Below are 18,841 nucleotides of genomic sequence, written 5' to 3'. Positions count from 1 at the left end.
GCAGCAGGCGGTTGCCCAAGGGAAAACCTGCTATAGGCTGTCGCCCGATCCAGCTTCGGGAGACACGCCGGATCCTCATCCCCTTCGGACACGAATGTGCGCTGTCCGGGGGTGGTACCCCGCGACGACGCGTATACGGCGGCCTCCGGCCCCGTCCACCGGTCGGTACGGCGGGGGCTGAGCCGTAGTGGGCGGGGGGACCCGCCGTCACAGGAGGGACCCCCGGTGCAGGGACAGGACATCGAGCCGATAGCAGCCGCGAAACCGGTGATCGGCGAGGAGGAGATCGAGGCCGCGGTGCGCGTGCTGCGCAGCGGCCGGGTCGTACAGGGCCCCGAGGTGGCGGCCTTCGAGGAGGAGTTCTCCGCGCTCGTCGGCGGTCGCGCCTGCGTCGCCGTCAACTCCGGCACCTCGGCACTGCAGCTGACCCTGCTGGCACTCGGCATCGGCGCCGGCGACGAGGTGATCGTCCCGTCGTTCTCCTTCGCCGCCTCCGCCAACGCGGTGCGGCTGGTCGGGGCCGAGCCGGTGTTCGCCGACATCGACCCGGACAGCTTCTGCCTCGACCCCGACGCGGCCGCCGCGGCCATCGGCCCGCGCACCGCCGCGATCATGCCCGTGCACCTGTACGGTCACCCGGCCGCGATGGACCGCCTGCAGCCGCTGGCCGACTCCCACGGCCTGGCCGTGGTCGAGGACGCCGCCCAGGCGCACGGGGCGAGCCTGCACGGCACCCAGGTCGGCGCCTTCGGCTCCGCCGGCTGCTTCAGCTTCTACCCGACGAAGAACATGCACGCCCTGGAGGGCGGCATGGTCTCCACCGCCGACCCGGCGCTGGCCCGCACCCTGCGGCTGCTGCGCAACCAGGGCATGGAGCAGCGCTACGCCAACGAGATCGTCGGCGCCAACATGCGCATGACGGACGTCGCGGCGGCGATCGGCCGCGAGCAGCTGAAGAAGCTGCCGGGCTGGACCGAGCAGCGCCGCGCCAACGCCAAGGCGCTGGACGCCGGGATCACCACCGTGGTCACCCCGCCGGTCGCGGAGGGCGCCGAGCACGTCTACCACCAGTACACGGTGCGGGTGCACGGCGACCGCGACGCGGCGCAGCAGCGCCTGACCGAGGCGGGCGTCGGCAACGCGGTCTACTACCCGACGCCGATCCACCGGCTCACCCCGTACGCCACGTCCGGCCCGTCGTCGACCCGCGAGTGGGACCTGCCGCAGACCGAGCGGGCCGCCGCCGAGGTCGTCTCGCTCCCGGTGCACCCGTCGCTGACGCCGCGTGAGATCGAGCGCATCGTCGCCGCCGTGAACACCCTGGAGGTGGCCCGGTGAGCGGGACCACAGCCACGGGAAGGACGCTGCGCGCCGGGCTGATCGGCGTGGGCGCCATGGGCCGCCACCACGCCCGTGTGCTGGCGGGTCTCGACGGTGTCGAGCTGGTCGCGGTCGTGGACCCGGCCGGTGACCCGGCGGGCTCCGCGCCGCACGACGTGCCGGTGGTCCCCGCGGTCTCCGACCTGGTGGCCAAGGGCGTCGACTACGCCGTCATCGCGTGCCCGACCGCGCTGCACGAGCCGGTCGGCCTCGAACTGGCCGAGGCCGGCGTCTGCGCGCTGATCGAGAAGCCGCTCGCGCACTCGGTCGAGGCGGCCGTCCGGCTGGTGGACGCGTTCGAGTCGCGCGGCCTGGTCGCCGGCGTCGGCCACATCGAGCGGTTCAACCCGGCCCTGCAGAGCCTGCGCCAGCGCCTGGAGGCGGGCGAGCTGGGCGAGGTCTTCCAGGTCGTCACCCGCAGGCAGGGTCCCTTCCCGGCCAGGATCGCCGACGTCGGCGTGGTCAAGGACCTCGCCACCCACGACATCGACCTGACCGGCTGGGTCACCGGCCGCGACTACGCCTCGGTCGCCGCGCGCGTGGTGTCCAAGAGCGGCCGGCTGCACGAGGACATGGTCGCCGTGGTCGGACAGCTCACCGACGGCACCATGGTCAACCACCTGGTGAACTGGCTGAGCCCGCTCAAGGAGCGCTCCACCGTCGTCACCGGCGACCGCGGCTGCTTCGTCGCCGACACCCTCACCGCCGACCTGACCTTCTACGCCAACGGCGCGGTCAACACCGAGTGGGAGGCGCTGCGCGCCTTCCGCGGGGTCTCCGAGGGCGACATGATCCGGTACGCGATCCAGAAGCGCGAGCCGCTGCAGGTCGAGCACGAGCGCTTCCGTGACGCGGTACTGGGGCTGGAGTCCGACATCGTGACCCTGCGCCAGGGCCTGCGGACCGTGGAGGTCTCCGCCGCGGTCCTGGAGTCCGCGCACAGCGGCCGCACCGTCGACTGCGCGCCGGCGCACGACGCGGCGGCGGTCTGACCGGCACCGCACCCGTGGCCGCGCCCGTGGGGGCGCGTGTTCCCGTCGTGCCACAGGCCCGTGGGAGCACCCGCCCCACGGGCCTACGGCACAATGCACACACCCCACTTCGCAGGCACGTGGAAAGGCGAGATACAGCAGATGGACGCTGAGAGCGGCTCCGAGGCGCGGGAGCGCCGCGGACGAGTCGTCATGCTGGTGGACAACGGGGTCAACGGCGACTCCCGCGTGCAGAAGCAGGCCCGGTCGATGGCGGACGCCGGCTGGGAGGTGACCCTGCTGGGACGTGCGCCCGAGGGGCGGGTCGCGTCGTGGCGGCTCGGCGAGGCCGATGTGCGGCTGATCGCGATGGACGCCTTCCTGGACATGAACCCCATGTACTTCCGGCGGGCCTGGCTGCGCAAGCCCTTCGCCTACCCGCCCTACCACGTGTCCCGGCACCGTACGAGCCAGGTCGCCGCCTGGCACGCGAGCCTGCGTGAGCGCAGGGCGCGGCTGGCCGTCGCCGGCCGCACCGGCGGGTCGAAGATGCGCATCGCCGCGGCCAAGGCGTATCTGCTGCTGCCCAGGACCGGCGCCTTCGTCGCCAAGCGCTGGGTGGACTTCCGCCGCGGGCAGACCGAGGCCATGCAGCGCGCCCGGCGTTCGCAGAACACCCGGCTGGACCGCCTGGTCGCCAAGGTGCAGAAGGCGCTGCGCGGCGACCGCGCCTGGCGCCGCCTGGAGCCGGGCCTGTGGGACTTCGAGCTGGCCTACGGCCCGCAGATCGACCGGCTCAAGCCGGACCTGATCCACGCCAACGACTTCCGGATGCTCAGCGTCGGCGCCCGCGCCATGATGCGCGCCCGCGCCCGCGGCCGCGACGTCAAGCTGGTCTGGGACGCGCACGAGTTCCTGCCGGGCATCAAGCCGTGGAAGGACACCGCACGCTGGCACCCGGCGTGCGTGGCGATGGAGCGGGAGTACGCGCCGTACGCGGACGCCGTCGTGACCGTCTCCGAGACGCTCGCGGAGATGCTGCAGAACGACCACAAGCTGCCCGCGCGCCCCACCGTCGTACTCAACGCGCCCGACGCCGAGATCGACCCGGAGCTGGCCGCCGAGCCGGTCCCCGACCTGCGCGAGCTGTGCGGGATATCGGCCGACGAACCGCTGATCGTCTACAGCGGCGCCGCGGCGCCGCAGCGCGGCCTGGGCATCATGGTCGAGGCGCTGCCGCAGCTGGACGGCGTGCACTCCGCCTTCGTGGTGCTGCGCCCCGAGAGCGCGTACGTACGGAGCCTGGTCGCGCGGGCCGAGGAGCTGGGCGTCGCCGACCGGGTGCACGTGCTGCCGTACGTGCCGCACTACCAGGTGACGCGCTTCCTGGCCGCGGCCGACGCGGGCGTCATCCCGATCCACCACTTCCTGAACCACGAGATCGCGCTGATCACCAAGTTCATGGAGTACTCGCACGCCCGGCTGCCGCTGGTGGTCAGCGACGTCAAGACGATGGGCGGCGTCACCGAGGCCACCGGCCAGGGCGAGGTCTTCCGCGCCGAGGACCTGGCCGACTTCGTGCGCGCGGTCAAGTCGGTGCTGACCGACCCGGACCGCTACCGCTCGGTGTACGACAAGCCGGGGCTGCTGGACGAGTGGACCTGGGAGGCCCAGGCGGCCATCCTCGACGGGCTGTACAGCACGCTGCTGGGCCGCCCCCGCACCGCGGAAGAGGCCGCGGCGCCCGCTGTGCCCGCCGTCACCGGGGCGCAGGCGTGACCACCGCCGGCGTGCCCGACGTGACGGTGGTCGTCGCGGTCTACAACACGATGCCCTACCTCACGGAGTGCCTGAACTCCCTGGTGGACCAGAGCATCGGCCTCGACCGCCTGCAGGTCGTCGCGGTGGACGACGGCTCGACCGACGGCAGCGCCAAGGAGCTGGCCAGGTTCGCCACGCTCCACCCGGGCGTCTTCACGGTCATCACCCAGGCCAACTCCGGCGGCCCGGCCGCGCCTAGCAACCGCGGCCTGGACGCGGCGACCGGCCGCTACGTCTTCTTCGTCGGGTCCGACGACTACCTGGGCACCGAAGCCCTGGAGCGGATGGTGGGGGCCGCCGACGAGCACGGCACGGACGTCGTGGTCGGCAAGATGGTGGGCGTCAACGGCCGCTGGGTGCCGCAGGCGGTCTTCGAGCGCACCCGGCACGACGCCACCCTGCGCAACTGCCCGCTGCCGTGGGCGCTGTCGAACACCAAGCTCTTCCGGCGCGCGCTGATCGAGGAGCACGGGCTGCGCTACCCCGAGGACCTGCCGATCCTCAGCGACCAGCCCTTCACCCTCGAAGCGTGCTTCCGGGCCGCCGGCATCTCGATCCTCGCCGACTACGACTACTACTACGCGGTCCGCCGCGGCGACGAGGGCAACGTCACCTACCGGGGCAACCTGGAGGACCGGCTCGCCGGCACCGAGCGGATCATGCGTCTCACGGAGCGGTTCACCCACACCACCGACGAGCGGTACGGGCTGAACCGCAGGCACCTGACCACCGAGATGTCGCACGTGCTGGGCGCCGGCCTGCTCAAGGCGGGCCCCGAGACGGCCGAGCGGATCGTCACCCGGGCGCGGCCGCTGCTGGCGGACTTCGCCACCGACGCCCTGCTGGGCCGGCTGCCGCTCCAGGACCGCGTGCACCTGATGCTCGCCAAGGCAGGTGCTGCCGACGCGCTGCTGGCGGCGCTGCGGTTCGAGGACGAGCACGGCACCGACCCGGACGCCCTGCCGCTGCGGTTCGCCGACGGCCGCGCCCACATCGCCTACCCCTTCGTCGGCGACCCGGACTTCGCCGACGTCGCCGCGCAGGTCGACAGGACCGCCCAGGTCCTGCGCAGCCTCGGCGGCAGCGCCGCTCTGGTCCCCGGGGGCACCCCCGCGCTGCAAGTCACCGCGAGCAGCCCCCACGCCGACTACCAGGACCTGGTGACCGGCTCCTCCCTGGAGTGGGTCCGGGTGTCCAAGGGCGAGGGCGGCCCGGGCGGGTCGACGCCTGCCGTGCGCTTCACCGCGGACGGCGGCGGCGTCCGGCTGGCCGCCCGCGTGCCGCTCGACGGCCTGCTGCCGTACGCGCCGGGCAAGTGGTCGCTGCGGCTGCACCTGGCGACCGCGACGGGGCCGCACCGCGTCGCCGTCACCGCCGTGTCCGGTACGGCCACGCTGCGGGTGCGGCGCGGCGCCCGCTTTCTCCGCCTCACCGCGACCGCTCAGCCGGACGGCCTGCTGACGCTGGTGATCTCCCCCATCCGGCTGAGCCGGATCATTGCTCAACGCCTGCGCCGGCTGCGGGCCATCGGAAGGAAGTAGACAGTGCAGATCTGTGTCGTCGCCCTGGGCAAGATCGGGCTGCCGCTCGCCGTGCAGTTCGCCGCCAAGGGGCACCGGGTGATCGGTGCCGACGTCAACGAGAAGGTCGTCGAGCTGGTGAACGCCGGTGTCGAGCCCTTCCCCGGCGAGGCCGAACTCGACGTCAGGCTCAAGGAGGCCGTCGAGGCCGGGCTGCTCACCGCGACGACGGACACCGCGGCCGCGGTGGCGCAGTGCGAGGCCGTCGTCGTCGTGGTGCCGCTGTTCGTGGACGCCGAGGGCGTACCGGACTTCGGCTGGATGGACGCCGCGACCAAGGCGATCGCCGCCGGGCTGCGGCCGGGCACCCTGGTGTCGTACGAGACGACGCTGCCGGTCGGCACCACCCGCGACCGCTGGGCGCCGATGCTCGCCGAGGGCTCGGGCCTGACCGCGGGCGAGGACTTCCACCTGGTCTTCAGCCCCGAGCGGGTGCTGACCGGCCGGGTGTTCTCCGACCTGCGCCGCTACCCCAAGCTCGTCGGCGGCATCGACGAGGCGTCCGCCGCGCACGGCGTGAGCTTCTACGAGGCGGTGCTCGACTTCGACGAGCGGCCCGACCTGGCCCGGCCCAACGGGGTGTGGGACCTGGGCTCTGCCGAGGCGTCGGAGCTGGCGAAGCTGGCCGAGACCACCTACCGCGACGTGAACATCGGCCTGGCCAACCAGTTCGCACGGTTCGCCGACCGCGCGGGCGTGGACGTCACCAAGGTCATCGAGGCCTGCAACACCCAGCCGTACAGCCACATCCACCAGCCGGGCATCGCCGTCGGCGGCCACTGCATCCCGATCTACCCGCGGATGTACCTGTGGAACGACCCGGAGGCGACGGTGGTGCGCTCGGCGCGCGAGGCGAACGCGGCGATGCCGGAGTACGCCGTGGACCTGCTGGCCGCCGCCTACGGCGACCTGACGGGCGCCTCGGTGCTGGTGCTGGGTGCCGCCTACCGGGGCGGGGTCAAGGAGACGGCCTTCTCCGGGGTCTTCCCCACCGTCGAGGCGCTGCGGGCCAGGGGCGCGGTGCCCTACGTGTCCGACCCGATGTACACCGCGGAGGAGCTGGCCGCGCACGGCCTGCCGCCGCACCGGGGTGAGCCGGTGACCGCCGCGGTGCTGCAGGCCGACCACGCCGAATACCGCGATCTGACCGCCGCCGACCTGCCCGACGTCCGGGTCCTGGTCGACGGCCGGCGCACCACCGACCCGGCCCGCTGGGCCGGGGTGCGGCGCGTGGTCATCGGCGGCTGAGGCGGCGCGGACCGCGGAGGCGGCCTGCGCCGGCCGACCGGGCTCCGCGCCCGGTCAGCCGGCCGCGGCGTCGGGCTCGGCTTCGGTGCCGGTGCCGGTGTCGGGAAGGGCGGGGACCGCGGTCCCCGCCCTTCCTGCTGCCTGCGCCGGTTCCGCCTTCTCCCCCGGCTGCGTGGTACGGCGGCCGGCCCTGGCGACATACAGCGGCAGCCCCAGCACCGCGGGCAGCCACATCAGCACCCCGAGCCGGTCGGCCTCCTGGGCCAGTGGGTGCGCGACGACCTGGACGGCGCCGGTGAGCGCCGCGGCCAGCGCGAACCAGCCGAGCCCGCGGCCGTACCGGCACAGCGCCCACGCGGCGAGCAGGGTGGGCACCAGCAGGGTCGGCAGGGTCGCCTGCCGGCCGATCCAGTGCGCCCAGAAGTGCCCGTCGAGTTCGGCCAGCCGGTGCCAGGGGTCGGGGACGAGCGGCTGCGAGAAGTGCACGGTGAAGGTGTCCTGCAGCGTCGTGGTGGCCGACGGCAGAGCCATCGCCGACATCACCGCCGCGGTCACCCCGGCGCCGAGCGCGGCCAGTGCGGCCAGGACGCCCGTCCAGCGGTGCCGCGCCTCGCGCACCCCGCCCCACAGGGCCGCCGCGGCCAGCGCCGTGAGCACGGCGAGCACCAGCGCGGTCGAATACCGGGTGACCGCGCACACCGCCAGCGAGGCGAGCAGCAGCGGCGCCCCCGCGGCGGGTCTGCGCCGGCTGAGCAGCACCGCGCCCCAGACCGTGCCGAGCACGGTCACCGTCACCAGGCCCTCGCTGAGCGCCTGCAGGCCCCACTGGGCCAACGGGGTGGCCAGGAAGACGAGTTGGCCCGACACTGCGGCCACCGGCGGCAGCCCGGCCGAGCGCAGCAGCCCCACCACCATCAGCGCGCCGCCCGCGGTGGTGACCAGGCCGAGCACCCGCATGCCGTCCGTGACCCCGAAGGCCGACACGAACGGCGCGGCCAGCAGCGGGTATCCGGGCCGCGAGGAGAAGATCGCCTGGTAGCGCGGGTCGTCGGTGGTGATGTCGCGGGACTGCGCCCAGCGCGCCTCGCAGCTCTTCGCCGTCATCGTGCCGAGCGGCAGGCCGTGCACCGGCACCGGCGAGAGCCGGGTGGTCTCGTGGGCCGCCTTCGCGCGCGTGGTGCAGAACGCGGCGAGGGCGTCCCGGTGCGCCTGCTCCCGGCTGACTCCGGTGAACTGCTCCGCGGCGCGCGCGTAGCGGTAGGAGTCGGGGTAGAGGGACCACTGCGCGCTCGCGGTGAGCTGCAGGGCGACGTAGCCGGCGGCGACGAGCAGGCCGAGCAGCCAGGCCCGCCCCGTCAGGGCCGCCAGGAGGCGGGAGCGGGTCCGGGGCGGGGCGGTCAAGGCCGTGAGCGGGACGGCCTGCGCCCCGCCGCCGCCCTCCGCGGCATCGGGGGCCTGGCCGGCGCCTGATATGGCGGCGGTCATGCCTCGACCAAGACCCCGTCGGTCTCCCGGTAGAGGGCGCCCGTCTGCGGGCACTCCCACACGCCGGGTTCGCCGTCGCGCTCGACCAGCCGGACGCCGGACCTGCCGACCCAGCCGATGCGGCGGGCGGGCACCCCGGCGACGAGGGCGAAGTCGGGGACGTCACGGGTGACGACCGCGCCCGCGGCCACCAGCGCCCAGCGGCCCACGGCCACCGGCGCCACGCACACCGAGCGGGCGCCCAGCGAGGCGCCCTCGCCGACGGTCACCCCGACGGCCTCCCAGTCGCCGCCGCGCTTCTGCTTGCCGTCGGGGTCCACCGAGCGCGGGTACTGGTCGTTGGTGAGGACCGCCGCGGGGCCGACGAAGACGCCGTCGCCGAGCTGCGCGGGCTCGTAGACCAGCGCGTAGTTCTGCAGCTTGACGTTGTCGCCGATGCGCACCCCGGTGCCCACGTAGGCACCGCGGCCGATCACGCAGCTGTGGCCGAGCCTGGCCTTCTCGCGGATCTGCGCCAGCTCCCAGACGGTGGTGCCGGCGCCGATGTCCGCCGACGGGTCGACCTGGGCCGTGGGCTTGACCGAGTAATCCACTGGTGTACCTTTCGGAAACTCTCCCTGAACGGCCCGAGCATACGGCGTGCGGCTAGGCCGTGTTTTGGAAGTAGCGCCGTCCGCCCACAGGGCGGGCCCCGCGGCGTCCGGTGCGTGCGATCGCAAGGCGGAGGGTCGTCCTCGTAGTGGGCCTACTCGGACGACTCCGACAACGCAGCGAGCGTGCGTGCCAGGCGACGCGGGGCAGCCGGGACTTCCAAAACACGGCCTAGGCGCGCAGGCGGCGGACCAGATTGCCGGTGGCGTGCTGGATCCGCGGGTCCCGCAGGCCCGGACCGCCGCCGAGCGCCGCGTTCCAGCCGAAGGTGCCCGCGTCGAAGACCCAGGCGCCGCTGGCGGCCCGGTAGAGGCTGGTGTTCTGCACCGGCTTCTTGTGCGCGCCGTAGTGGAAGGGGGAGGCGGACAGCAGCACGTGCTCCGCGGCGGTGGGCCGCGGCATGCCCGCCATCATGCCGTCCGCCTCGCCGCGGACCAGGCCCTCGATCCGCTGCCCCGCGGTGAGCCCGGTGCCGGCCCAGAACCAGTGTGCCGGCTCGGTGACCACCAGCGGCGCACTGCCCTTGACTATGCCGTTGTACTGGCTGCCGAGCAGTCCCTGCTCGGCGTCCGCGCCGTGCGGGGCGGTCGAGCGCCACATGGTGGTCGGGCCCGTGGGGTCGGCGGCGGGGTCCGGGTCGGTCTTGTAGCAGGTCATGACGGGGAAGCCGGCGGGCCCGTTGTCGATGCGGACCTTCCAGTACACGTTGTTGGCCGCGAACAGTGCCATCCCGGTGCCGCCGGCCACCGCCCGCTCGGCGGCCCGCCGCATCGGCACCGACCAGTACTCGTCGTGGCCGCTGAACAGCAGCGCCTTGTGGTGCGCGGGGGTGACCGTGCCGTTGTGCAGGTCCAGGCTGCTGGCGTAGGTCACGTCCAGGCCCTGGCTCTCGGCCCAGGTGATGAAGTCCAGGTCGATGTCGAAGACCTTGGGTGTGCCGTCGCCGGAGTACGGGCGCTGGAAGGACACCGTGCGCGAGCGCTCCGGGTAGTGCAGCACATAGGTCTTCCTGGGGACGACGCGGACGGGGTAGACCTCGCCGTCGGGGGCCTTCTCGTGCACGGCGGGGGCGTGCGCCGAGGGCAGGTAGCCGTAGTAGAGGCTGCGGCCGTGCACGCCGTCCATCGGGTACAGGTTGTACGCCTGGTAGGTGGTGAAGGGCAGCACCACCAGGAACTCGCTCTGCCGGGTGGCGTCCCTGACCACGAAGGGCACCGACGTGCGGTAGCCGTCGGCGGTGGTGAAGGACGCCGTGTACAGGCCGGACGTCCAGTGCGGTGGCACCTCCATCGAGTAGCTCGCCGGCCAGTCGCAGCGGACGGCGCCGGTCCTGGGGTCCTCGAAGGCCGGCGGCTGCGGTGTGCCGCGCAGCCGCGGGCTCGTGGACATCAGGCGTGCCCCCGCGCCGCGGTAGTAGCCCATGCGGTGCACCGCGACCGTGTAGTCCTGGCGTACGGCCGTCGCCACGTGGAAGGCGATCCGCTCGCCGTGGGCCGCGCTGGTCGTCGAGGCGAAGGCCTTGATCTGCTGGGTGAGGTCGTCGGCCTGGCGGGTGCCGGACGCCTTGCCCGCCTTCCAGTGCGGGGTGCCCGTGGCGGAGTTCTCCCGGGTGACCGGGCTGCCCGTCCTGCGGGTGCTGACCGACTGCGGGTGCGGTGTGCACCCGGCGGCCAGCACCGTGGCCCCCGCCCCCATGACCCCGCCGACCACGGCGCGTCGCGTGATGTCCAAGATGTGCGCTCGTTCCCCTGTCACCGCCGCGCGCACGGCTCAGCGCACGCGCGCAGCGGTATCCCCTCCGGGGCGGCTCCGCCCCGACCTGTCGACCCCTCAGAGGGCCGTGCCCCGCCCCCGGTTCCCCGCCGGAAGGTAAAATGTGAACGCTTGGTGAACCCCGCCCGGCGCCACGGCCTCGGCCGCGGCATCAGCGGGGTCCCGCACCATCTGCCGGAAGCCGGCTGTCACAGCTCCAGGAAGGCGAAGAGGTCTTCCCAGCGGCGGACGATCTCGTCCGTGGAGTAGCGCTGGATGTTCTCCGCCGCACGCTCGCCCATCCGGTCCCGCAGCTGCATGTCGCCCATCAGGCGGCCGAGTTGCTGCGCGAAGGACTGGATGTTGCCCGGCTGCGCGAGCAGGCCGTCCACGCCGTCCTGGATGATCTCCCGGACGCCGGGTGCCACGTCGAAGGCCACGCAGGGCAGCCCGGTGACCATGGCCTCCAGCAGCGTCAGCGGGAAGCCCTCGGCGCGTGACGGCTGGGTGAAGATCGAGGCGCCGTACAGCGCCCCCGGCACGTCGCCGGTGCGGCCCATCCACTCCACCGACCCGTCGATGCCCAGCCGCGCGGACTGCTGCTTGAGGATCTGCTCGTCCTCGCCCGCCCCGTAGATCCGCAGCGTCCAGCCCGGGTGGGCCGCGACCGCCACCGCCCAGGCGTCGAGCAGCATGTCGATGCCCTTCTCCTGTGCGAGCCGGGCGACGGTGGTGACGACCTTCTCGGTACGCGGCGAGGTCCGCTCCGGCACCCAGGGCAGCGGGTTGGGCATGAAGCCCACGTTGTTCATGCCCTGCCGGATCCACAGGTCCGCGTCCTCCGCGGTGAGCGGCAGCATCCGGTCCACGTTGCGGTAGTGGCGCTGCACCCGGCCGAAGCGGGAGGACTGCTTGCAGGCCTCGAAGGACTCGTGGCTCATGCCGATGACCTTCAGGCCCGCGGTGTCGGCCAGGTTGACCCACTCCATGGCCCACACCTGGGTCACGATGATGATCCCGCCCGAGCCGGTCGCGCGAAACATCGCCGAGAGCTTGTCGGCCTGGTCCTGCATGCCCTGGCGGCGCTGCGCCTGCTGCCGCCTGGCCTTGATGTTGGCCCGGTCGGTGAACTTGCGCGGCGACCAGCCGGGCACCGGGTGCTCGTCGTAGAGCGTCGTGGTGTCGTACGGCAGGTCGTCGTCGAGCTCGTGGCTGACCGTGGACGGCGTGATGCCGACCAGGTGCACCTTGTGGCCGCGGGCCGCGAACAGGCCCGCGATCTGGTGCGACCAGGTGGTGATGCCGCCGAGTTCGTCCACGCTGTTGCAGACGATGAAGATGTCCCGATTCACTTCTGGCCCCCACGGCGGAAGAACGTGTCGACGATCTGCCGGGCCGCGTCGCCGCGGTCGTACTCGCCGAACTCGGCGACGAACCGCTTGCGGGCGTCGGCCCAGTCCCTGTCGACGGCGTCGAGGTCGTCGAGCGCCGAGTACAGCTCCTCGGTCCGCTCCACCACCGGTCCCGGCGCGTGCTTGACGAGGTCGAAGTAGGTGCCGCGCAGGCCGTTGACGTAGTCGTCGAGGTCGTAGGCGAAGAACAGCATCGGCCGGCCGAGCAGCGCGTAGTCGAACATCACCGAGGAGTAGTCGGTGATCAGGGCGTCGGCGAGCAGATACAGCGGCGTCACGTCGTGGATGCCGCTGACGTCGATGACCCGGCCGCGCACCGAGGGCGGCAGCACCACGTTGTTGAGGTAGTGCGACCGCATCAGCAGGACGTACCTGTCGCCGAACCGCTCGGCGAACTCCTCGACGTCGAAGGGCGGTTCGAACTTCTGCACCGCGCCGTCCGGGCTGCTGCGGAAGGTCGGCGCATACAGCAGGATCTTCCGGTCGTCGGGTATCCCCAGCTTTTCCGCGAGGGCGCCGCGGACCCGCCCGCCGCCCTCCGCCTCGGCCTTGGCCGCCGCGACCAGCGAGTCGTTGCGCGGGTAGCCGGACCTGACGATCTTGGAGTCCGGCAGCCGGAAGGCCGGCACCAGCGTCCGCACGTCGTGCTCGGTACGCACCAGGAAGTGGTCGAAGCGGTCGAGCACCCGCTGCTGGTCGGCCTGCTGCGCCTTGGTCTTGGTCCGGAACTCCGGGCTGTCGAAGCCCATCTTCTTCAGCGCCGAGCCGTGCCAGGTCTGGATGTACGTGGTCTCCTTGCGCTTGGCCAGCCGCACCGGGTAGCTCTGGTTGTCCACCCAGAACTCCGCCTGGGCCAGCGCCCGCAGATACGGCCACGACCAGCGCTTGACCAGCTCCGCGTCCTTGGGGAAGCCCTCGGGGCTCTTGTCGTAGGACCAGACGGCGGTGAAGTCCAGGCCCTGCCGGCGCATCTCCTCGTAGATCGCCCGCGGGCTGTCGCTGTACTGCCGGCCCAGGTGGCTCTCGAAGACCACGGTGCGCTTGCGGACCGGCAGCTTCATGAAGATCTCGTGGTAGGCGCGCAGCTTGGTGTCGCCCGACTTGAGGTTGCGGCGGACCTTCTTGGCCTTGCGCACCCCCGCCTTGGCGACCGTGCCGGGTGCGCCCTCCAGCGCCTGGTCTATCAGCGCGCGGCTCCTGCGGCTCAGCGCGCCGGCGGCCACCAGCTGGAAGGCCAGGTGCCCGCGGGCGGAGACCTCGGGCTCCAGGGTGTCGGAGACCAGCCGGGTCAGCCGCGGGCGGGCGCGCAGCCGGCCGCTGCCCTCCAGCGGAACGTCGCCCACGGTGATACGGGTGTTGGTCTTCTTGCCGTTGACCTTCAGTATCAGCCGCACGTCCCACAGCGCGTCGATGAAGCCCAGCGGGCGCAGCTTGCTGGCCAGCGGCGCCTCCGCGGACCATTCGAGGTGGTCGCCCGCGTGGGTGATGCGGCCGACGGGGAAGCTGAACTGCTGCAGCGACTTGCGGCGCGCCTTGAACTCCAGCGTCGCGCTGAGCTTCGCGTCCGGCGGGATGACGCCCAGCGGGTTGACGATACTGCCCGCCACCCGGATGCCCTTGGCGTCCTGGTCGTAGGACGTCAGGGCGTTGCGCAGGAAGAGGCCGTCGATCGACTTGGTGTGGTAGCCGAGTTCCGTGACGTCGAGGATGCGGCGCGCGCGCTCGTCGTAGAGGTGGTCGGAGCACCAGTAGATGCGGCCGTCGCGCTCGGCGAGCGGGGAGGACAGCTTGCTGCGGTTGAGCAGGGTGTCCACGGCCGTCGCGAGGTTCGGCCAGTCCTCCTCCAGCAGCAGGTACGCGCAGATCGCGTGGATCGGCAGCAGCGCGTCGTAGGCGGAGTCGTCGATTCCCGCGAGATAACCGCGGGCGATACGCGCGAACTCGTGCCGGAATTCCTGGTCGCGGAAGGGCAGGTCGCGCAGATGCAGGACCAGGTCGTGCTTGAGGAATTTCACGTCCTTCGCGAGCCGCAACTCGTCGTAGCCGCGCTCGCGCAGGAGCGCGTCGATCCGCCGGTGGATCTCGATGCGGTCGGTGAAATTGCTCATCTCATGGCGCCGGTTGGTCACCGACTTCTTCTTGGCATTCTCCCGGACGTGCCAGTAGTAGACCTCGTTCGGGATGAGCGTGATCCGCTGGGCGGCGAGATAGGCGCGCGCGGCGAACAGCAGGTCCTCGTAGAGCAGGCCCTTGGGGAACCGCAGGTCGTTGTCGAGCAGGAAGTCCCGGCGGTAGCACTTGTTGGTCGACAGGGTGTCGAACACGAACAGGTCGGGAAGCTCCAGGACCGAGTCCAGCACCCGGGTCGTGCGGTACAGCCACTCGTACCACTTGTCGATCTTGCCGTGCCGGCTGTCGAGGAAGGTGCGCACGCACAGCCCGGAGACCATGTCGGCGCCGGTCCGCTCGGCCGCCTCCAGCATGTTGCGGCAGGCGTTCAGCTCCAGCACGTCGTCGCTGTCCAGGAACATCACATAGCGGCCCCTGACCTTGGTGATGCCAAGGTTGCGGGGTTCACCGCCGGCACCGCTGTTCTCGGGCAGCTGATAGGCGCGGATGCGGTCCGGATGGGCGGCGGCCAATTCCTGAGCGACCTCGAAACTGCGGTCAGGACTGTGGTCGTCGACGATCACGACCTCGACGCTGTGCAGCGTCTGGTCCAATACCGACCGCACGGCGGTCGGAAGGCGGTCCGCATCGTTGTAGACGATGACGATCACGCTGACTGCAGGATCACGGTTATCCATCATTGCGGACATCGTACTGAAGCGCCTCCATCGGCCTGCCGGACCATCGGGCCGCCGGATCCGGCGGGTGGGAAGTGACAAAAAAAATCGAACACGCGGCAATGATCTGCACCGGTCAGCGGCCGGCCAGTCTGCGCCGGACAGAACCCGCCGCCCGGCGCGCGCCGGCCAGTCCGCCCGCGCAGCGCAGCATCAGCGCACGGCGCTCGGAGACATGCGTACGCACCAGGAGCACCCGGCCGGGCGGCAGCAGGACCGTGTCCCGCCGCCTGCGCTGCGCCTCGGCGGCACGCACCTCGGTGGTGCTCGCGGAACCGTCCGCGTGCCCGATCTCGGCACGCATCGACCACGACGTCAGCTGCCGCGGGGAGCCCAGGCCGCCCGCGGGGAAGGCCACTTCCGCCGCCCAGCCGCCGTTCACCGCCGACAGCGGGGCGTGCGCCACCAGCGGCGGGCGCAGCCCTGAGCGCTCGGTCAGCTCGACCCTGACCGTACGCGGGTCCAGCTCGGCCAGCCGCCCGTACAGCTCGTGCAGCAGCAGTGAGACCCGCACCGTCGCGCCGGCGGTGACCGTGCCCTCCACGGTCACCGGCAGCTCCTCCGCGGGCAGTGCCGCCAGCCCGTCCAGCGGTACGGCCGTGGGGCCGTCGCCGAGCAGCGGGCGGTCCCGGTCGCCGTCGTACGGCGGGACCAGCCGCGGGGGTGCCGCCGCCAACTCCACCAGCCTGCCCAGCAGGGCGGGGGCCGGCGGCTCGGGCAGCGCCATGACCGACCGGACGAGCCAGCGGTAAGGCGCCTTGGCGCGGGGGAAGGCGGACGCGGCGAAGCCCGCGAGGTGCTCGCGGGTGATACGCCACCAGGCCGCGCGGTACTCGGCGCTGCGCTGCGGCAGCTCCCGCAGGTACATGGGCAGGTCGTAGTCGACGAACTTGGCCTGCGCCTCCTCGGCCAGTTCGCCCAGGCCCGCGGAGCGCAGGTCTTCCACGACCAGGCCGTGGGCTGCCACCCGGTCCCGCCAGTTCTCGATCACCGCGCGGTGCAGCGACACCGAGAGGCTGGCCGCCGCGCGCCGCACGTGCCAGACGTAGACCGGGTCGGCGATGACGGCCATCACCGGCTGGGCCGCGTACAGCCGGCCGGTGAAGACGAAGTCCTCGTAGAGCATGCCGCTGGGGAAGGCCAGGCCGGTGCGCTTGAGGAAGTCCCGCCGGTAGAGCTTGTTGACCACCAGGGTGTCCATCAGCATCTCGGGGTGCGCCCCGATGCCGTGCAGCACCGAGCCGGGCAGGACGGCGCCGGCGTCGGTGTCGTACAGCCCCGGCGCCCACACCGTGGTGCGGCCCGCGGGCAGCTCGCGGCGCACCGCCTTGCCGGTGGCCACCTCGGCGCCGTGCTCCTGCGCGGCCCGCAGCAGCACCTCGGCCGCGGTGGGCGGCAGGACGTCGTCGCTGTCGAGGAACATGACGTAGTCGCCGGTGGCCTCGGCCATGCCCCGGTTGCGCGGACCGCCGCCCGAACCGCTGTTCTCCGCCAGCCGGTAGGCCGAGACCCGGCCCGGCTGGGCGGCGGACAGTTCCTGCGCGACCTCGAAGCTGCGGTCGGGGCTGTGGTCGTCGACGATCACGACGTCGACGTCGGGCAGCGTCTGGTCCAGTGCGGACTGCACGGCGGTCGGGAGCCGTTCTGCGTCGTTGTAGACGACCACTACGACGCTGACGCGTCCCATCCGTCGACCTCTCTCCACCGGGGCTCTGACTGTTCACATCATATCTGCCGAGCATTCATCCGACGGCAGCACCACACCCCAGAAGATGACAGACGGTGACATTCCCCCCACCCCGGGCTCCGCCCGAACGGGTCAACCCACGGGCACCACCCGGGCTACTCGAACGGGTCGAAGCCGCGGGCAGAATCCTCTCCACGCCCCCCTCGCACGCCTCGGCCCCGAGGGGGCCTCACCGGCATCGGGCGGCTGCCCCGGGCTCCACCCGGGCACCGGGCGCACCCGGGCTACTCGAACGGGTCGAAGCCGCGGAACTCCTGTTCCGCCTCGTCACGCTCGGCCTGCTTGTCCCGGCGACGGGTGACAGCCGCGCGGGGGGCGTCGAATCGGTGGGCAGAATCCTCTCCACGCCCCCTCGCACGCCTCGGCCCCAAGGGGGCCTCACCGGCATCGGGCGGCTGCCCCGGGCTCCACCCGGGCACCGGGCGCACCCGGGCTACTCGAACGGGTCGAAGCCGCGGAACTCCTGTTCCGCCTCGTCACGCTCGGCCTGCTTGTCCCGGCGACGGGTGACAGCCGCGCGGGGGGCGTCGAATCGGTGGTCCTCGCCGCGGCGGCCGAGCATTTCGGCGCCGGCGGCCATCGAGGGCTCCCAGTCGAAGACGACCGCGTTGTCGTCGGGGCCGATGGCGACGCCGTCGCCCGGCTTGGCGCCGGCCTTGAGGAGTTCGTCCTCGACGCCGAGGCGGTTGAGGCGGTCGGCGAGGTAGCCGACGGCCTCGTCGTTGGAGAAGTCGGTCTGGCGGACCCAGCGTTCGGGCTTCTCGCCGCGGACCCGGAAGAGGCCGTCCTCCTCTGCGGTGACCGTGAAGCCCGCGTCGTCCACCGCCTGCGGGCGGATGACGACCCGGGTGGACTCCTGGACCGGCTGGGCGGCGCGCGTGTCGGCGACGATCTTCGCGAGGGCGTAGGACAGCTCCTTCAGGCCCTCGTGGGAGACCGCGGAGACCTCGAAGACCTGGTAGCCGCGGGACTCCAGCTCGGGCCTGATCATCTCGGCCAGGTCGCGCCCGTCGGGCACGTCGATCTTGTTGAGCACCACGATCCGCGGCCGGTCCGCGAGCCCGGCACCGTACGCCCGCAGCTCCGCCTCGATCACGTCCAGGTCGGTGGCCGGGTCCCGGTCGGACTCCAGTGTCGCGGTGTCCAGCACGTGCACCAGCACCGAGCAGCGCTCGACGTGCCGCAGGAACTCCAGCCCCAGGCCCCGCCCCTCGCTCGCGCCGGGGATCAGCCCCGGCACGTCGGCGATCGTGTAGACGGTCGAACCGGCCGTCACCACACCGAGGTTCGGCACCAGCGTGGTGAACGGGTAGTCCGCGATCTTCGGCTTCGCCGCGGACAGCACCGAGATCAGCGAGGACTTGCCGGCGCTGGGGTAACCCACCAGCGCCACGTCCGCCACCGTCTTCAGCTCGAGCACCACGTCCCGCGCGATACCGGGCTCGCCCAGCAGCGCGAACCCGGGCGCCTTGCGGCGGGCCGACGCCAGCGCCGCATTGCCCAGGCCGCCGCGGCCGCCCTGCCCTGCCACGAAGGTGGTGCCCTGGCCGACCAGGTCGGCCAGCACATTGCCCTGCTTGTCCATCACGACCGTGCCGTCCGGCACCGGCAGCACCAGGTCCGTACCGTCCTTGCCGGACCGGTTGCCGCCCTCCCCCGGCTTGCCGTTGGTGGCCTTGCGGTGCGGGCTGTGGTGGTACTCCAGCAGCGTCGTGACGTCCTGGTCCACGACCAGCACCACGTCGCCGCCCCGGCCGCCGTTGCCCCCGTCGGGGCCGCCCAGCGGCTTGAACTTCTCCCGGTGCACGGAGGCGCAGCCATGGCCCCCGTTACCCGCGGCGACGTGCAGTTCGACGCGGTCCACGAAGGTGGTCATGGCGTTTCCTCCAGATACATACGGGTCTGCGCGCATTCACGCGCAGTCATAACACGCCGAGGGCGGCCCCGC

The 18,841-nt window shown here is 72.4% G+C and carries 12 protein-coding genes; 5 read left to right on the top strand and 7 right to left on the bottom strand.

From position 1 onward, the window contains the following. Nucleotides 1–225 precede the first annotated feature (225 nt). From JT723_RS01495 to JT723_RS01475, 5 genes are all read left to right on the top strand, one after another. Nucleotides 226–1,338, top strand: a complete 1,113-nt coding sequence (locus tag JT723_RS01495) for a DegT/DnrJ/EryC1/StrS family aminotransferase (protein WP_205042471.1) — start codon at nucleotides 226–228, stop codon at nucleotides 1,336–1,338. Continuing rightward, nucleotides 1,335–2,372 (top strand): Gfo/Idh/MocA family protein, encoded by a 1,038-nt coding sequence (locus JT723_RS01490; RefSeq protein ID WP_265934421.1) that lies wholly within the window; start codon nucleotides 1,335–1,337, stop codon nucleotides 2,370–2,372. The genes JT723_RS01495 and JT723_RS01490 overlap by 4 nt, the downstream gene beginning before the upstream one ends. A 141-nt stretch (nucleotides 2,373–2,513) precedes the next feature. Beyond that, complete coding sequence (locus JT723_RS01485; RefSeq protein ID WP_240164883.1) at nucleotides 2,514–4,130, top strand: glycosyltransferase family 4 protein; 1,617 nt, start codon at nucleotides 2,514–2,516, stop codon at nucleotides 4,128–4,130. Continuing rightward, the gene (locus JT723_RS01480) at nucleotides 4,127–5,713 is read left to right on the top strand and encodes a glycosyltransferase family 2 protein (RefSeq protein WP_205042470.1); all 1,587 of its coding nucleotides are present in this window, start codon (nucleotides 4,127–4,129) and stop codon (nucleotides 5,711–5,713) included. The genes JT723_RS01485 and JT723_RS01480 overlap by 4 nt, the downstream gene beginning before the upstream one ends. Before the next feature lie 3 nt (nucleotides 5,714–5,716). Further along, the gene (locus JT723_RS01475; protein WP_205042469.1) at nucleotides 5,717–7,000 is read left to right on the top strand and encodes a nucleotide sugar dehydrogenase; all 1,284 of its coding nucleotides are present in this window, start codon (nucleotides 5,717–5,719) and stop codon (nucleotides 6,998–7,000) included. 54 nt (nucleotides 7,001–7,054) lie between these two features. Here the strand turns inward: JT723_RS01475 and JT723_RS01470 are convergent, their stop codons facing one another. From JT723_RS01470 to obgE, 7 genes are all read right to left on the bottom strand, one after another. Beyond that, the gene (locus JT723_RS01470; protein ID WP_205042468.1) at nucleotides 7,055–8,485 is read right to left on the bottom strand and encodes a hypothetical protein; all 1,431 of its coding nucleotides are present in this window, start codon (nucleotides 8,483–8,485) and stop codon (nucleotides 7,055–7,057) included. Beyond that, nucleotides 8,482–9,078 (bottom strand): acyltransferase, encoded by a 597-nt coding sequence (locus JT723_RS01465; protein WP_205042467.1) that lies wholly within the window; start codon nucleotides 9,076–9,078, stop codon nucleotides 8,482–8,484. Before JT723_RS01465 ends, JT723_RS01470 begins: the two co-directional genes overlap by 4 nt. 229 nt (nucleotides 9,079–9,307) lie before the next feature. After that, nucleotides 9,308–10,867, bottom strand: coding sequence for a N,N-dimethylformamidase beta subunit family domain-containing protein (locus JT723_RS01460; protein WP_240164882.1), 1,560 nt, complete (start codon nucleotides 10,865–10,867; stop codon nucleotides 9,308–9,310). Between the two features lie 230 nt (nucleotides 10,868–11,097). After that, entirely contained in the window at nucleotides 11,098–12,240 is a 1,143-nt protein-coding gene (locus JT723_RS34770; RefSeq protein WP_251512799.1) for a glycosyltransferase, read from the bottom strand. Continuing rightward, a complete protein-coding gene (locus JT723_RS34765) occupies nucleotides 12,237–15,107 on the bottom strand; it encodes a bifunctional glycosyltransferase/CDP-glycerol:glycerophosphate glycerophosphotransferase (RefSeq protein ID WP_240164959.1) in 2,871 nt (956 codons plus the stop codon). The genes JT723_RS34770 and JT723_RS34765 overlap by 4 nt, the downstream gene beginning before the upstream one ends. A gap of 115 nt (nucleotides 15,108–15,222) precedes the next feature. Beyond that, nucleotides 15,223–16,833: a glycosyltransferase family 2 protein gene (locus JT723_RS01450; protein WP_205042466.1), complete on the bottom strand. Its 1,611-nt coding sequence runs from the start codon at nucleotides 16,831–16,833 to the stop codon at nucleotides 15,223–15,225. 493 nt (nucleotides 16,834–17,326) lie between these two features. After that, nucleotides 17,327–18,769, bottom strand: a complete 1,443-nt coding sequence (gene obgE, locus JT723_RS01445) for a GTPase ObgE (protein ID WP_205042465.1) — start codon at nucleotides 18,767–18,769, stop codon at nucleotides 17,327–17,329. Between the last annotated feature and the right edge of the window lie 72 nt (nucleotides 18,770–18,841).

Origin of the sequence: Actinacidiphila bryophytorum, assembly GCF_016916835.1 — a bacterium.
Lineage (GTDB): Bacteria > Actinomycetota > Actinomycetes > Streptomycetales > Streptomycetaceae > Actinacidiphila > Actinacidiphila bryophytorum.
Note: the sequence above shows the minus strand (reverse complement) of the source record. Positions and strands in the feature narration are given on the sequence as shown.

Excerpts from the sequence above, each read along its gene's own strand:
- JT723_RS01485 (WP_240164883.1), top strand. The coding sequence starts at position 2,514 with ATGGACGCTGAGAGCGGCTCCGAGGCGCGGGAGCGCCGCGGACGAGTC.
- JT723_RS01470 (WP_205042468.1), bottom strand. The coding sequence starts at position 8,485 with ATGACCGCCGCCATATCAGGCGCCGGCCAGGCCCCCGATGCCGCGGAG.
- JT723_RS34765 (WP_240164959.1), bottom strand. The coding sequence starts at position 15,107 with ATGGATAACCGTGATCCTGCAGTCAGCGTGATCGTCATCGTCTACAAC.
- JT723_RS01450 (WP_205042466.1), bottom strand. The coding sequence starts at position 16,833 with ATGGGACGCGTCAGCGTCGTAGTGGTCGTCTACAACGACGCAGAACGG.
- obgE (WP_205042465.1), bottom strand. The coding sequence starts at position 18,769 with ATGACCACCTTCGTGGACCGCGTCGAACTGCACGTCGCCGCGGGTAAC.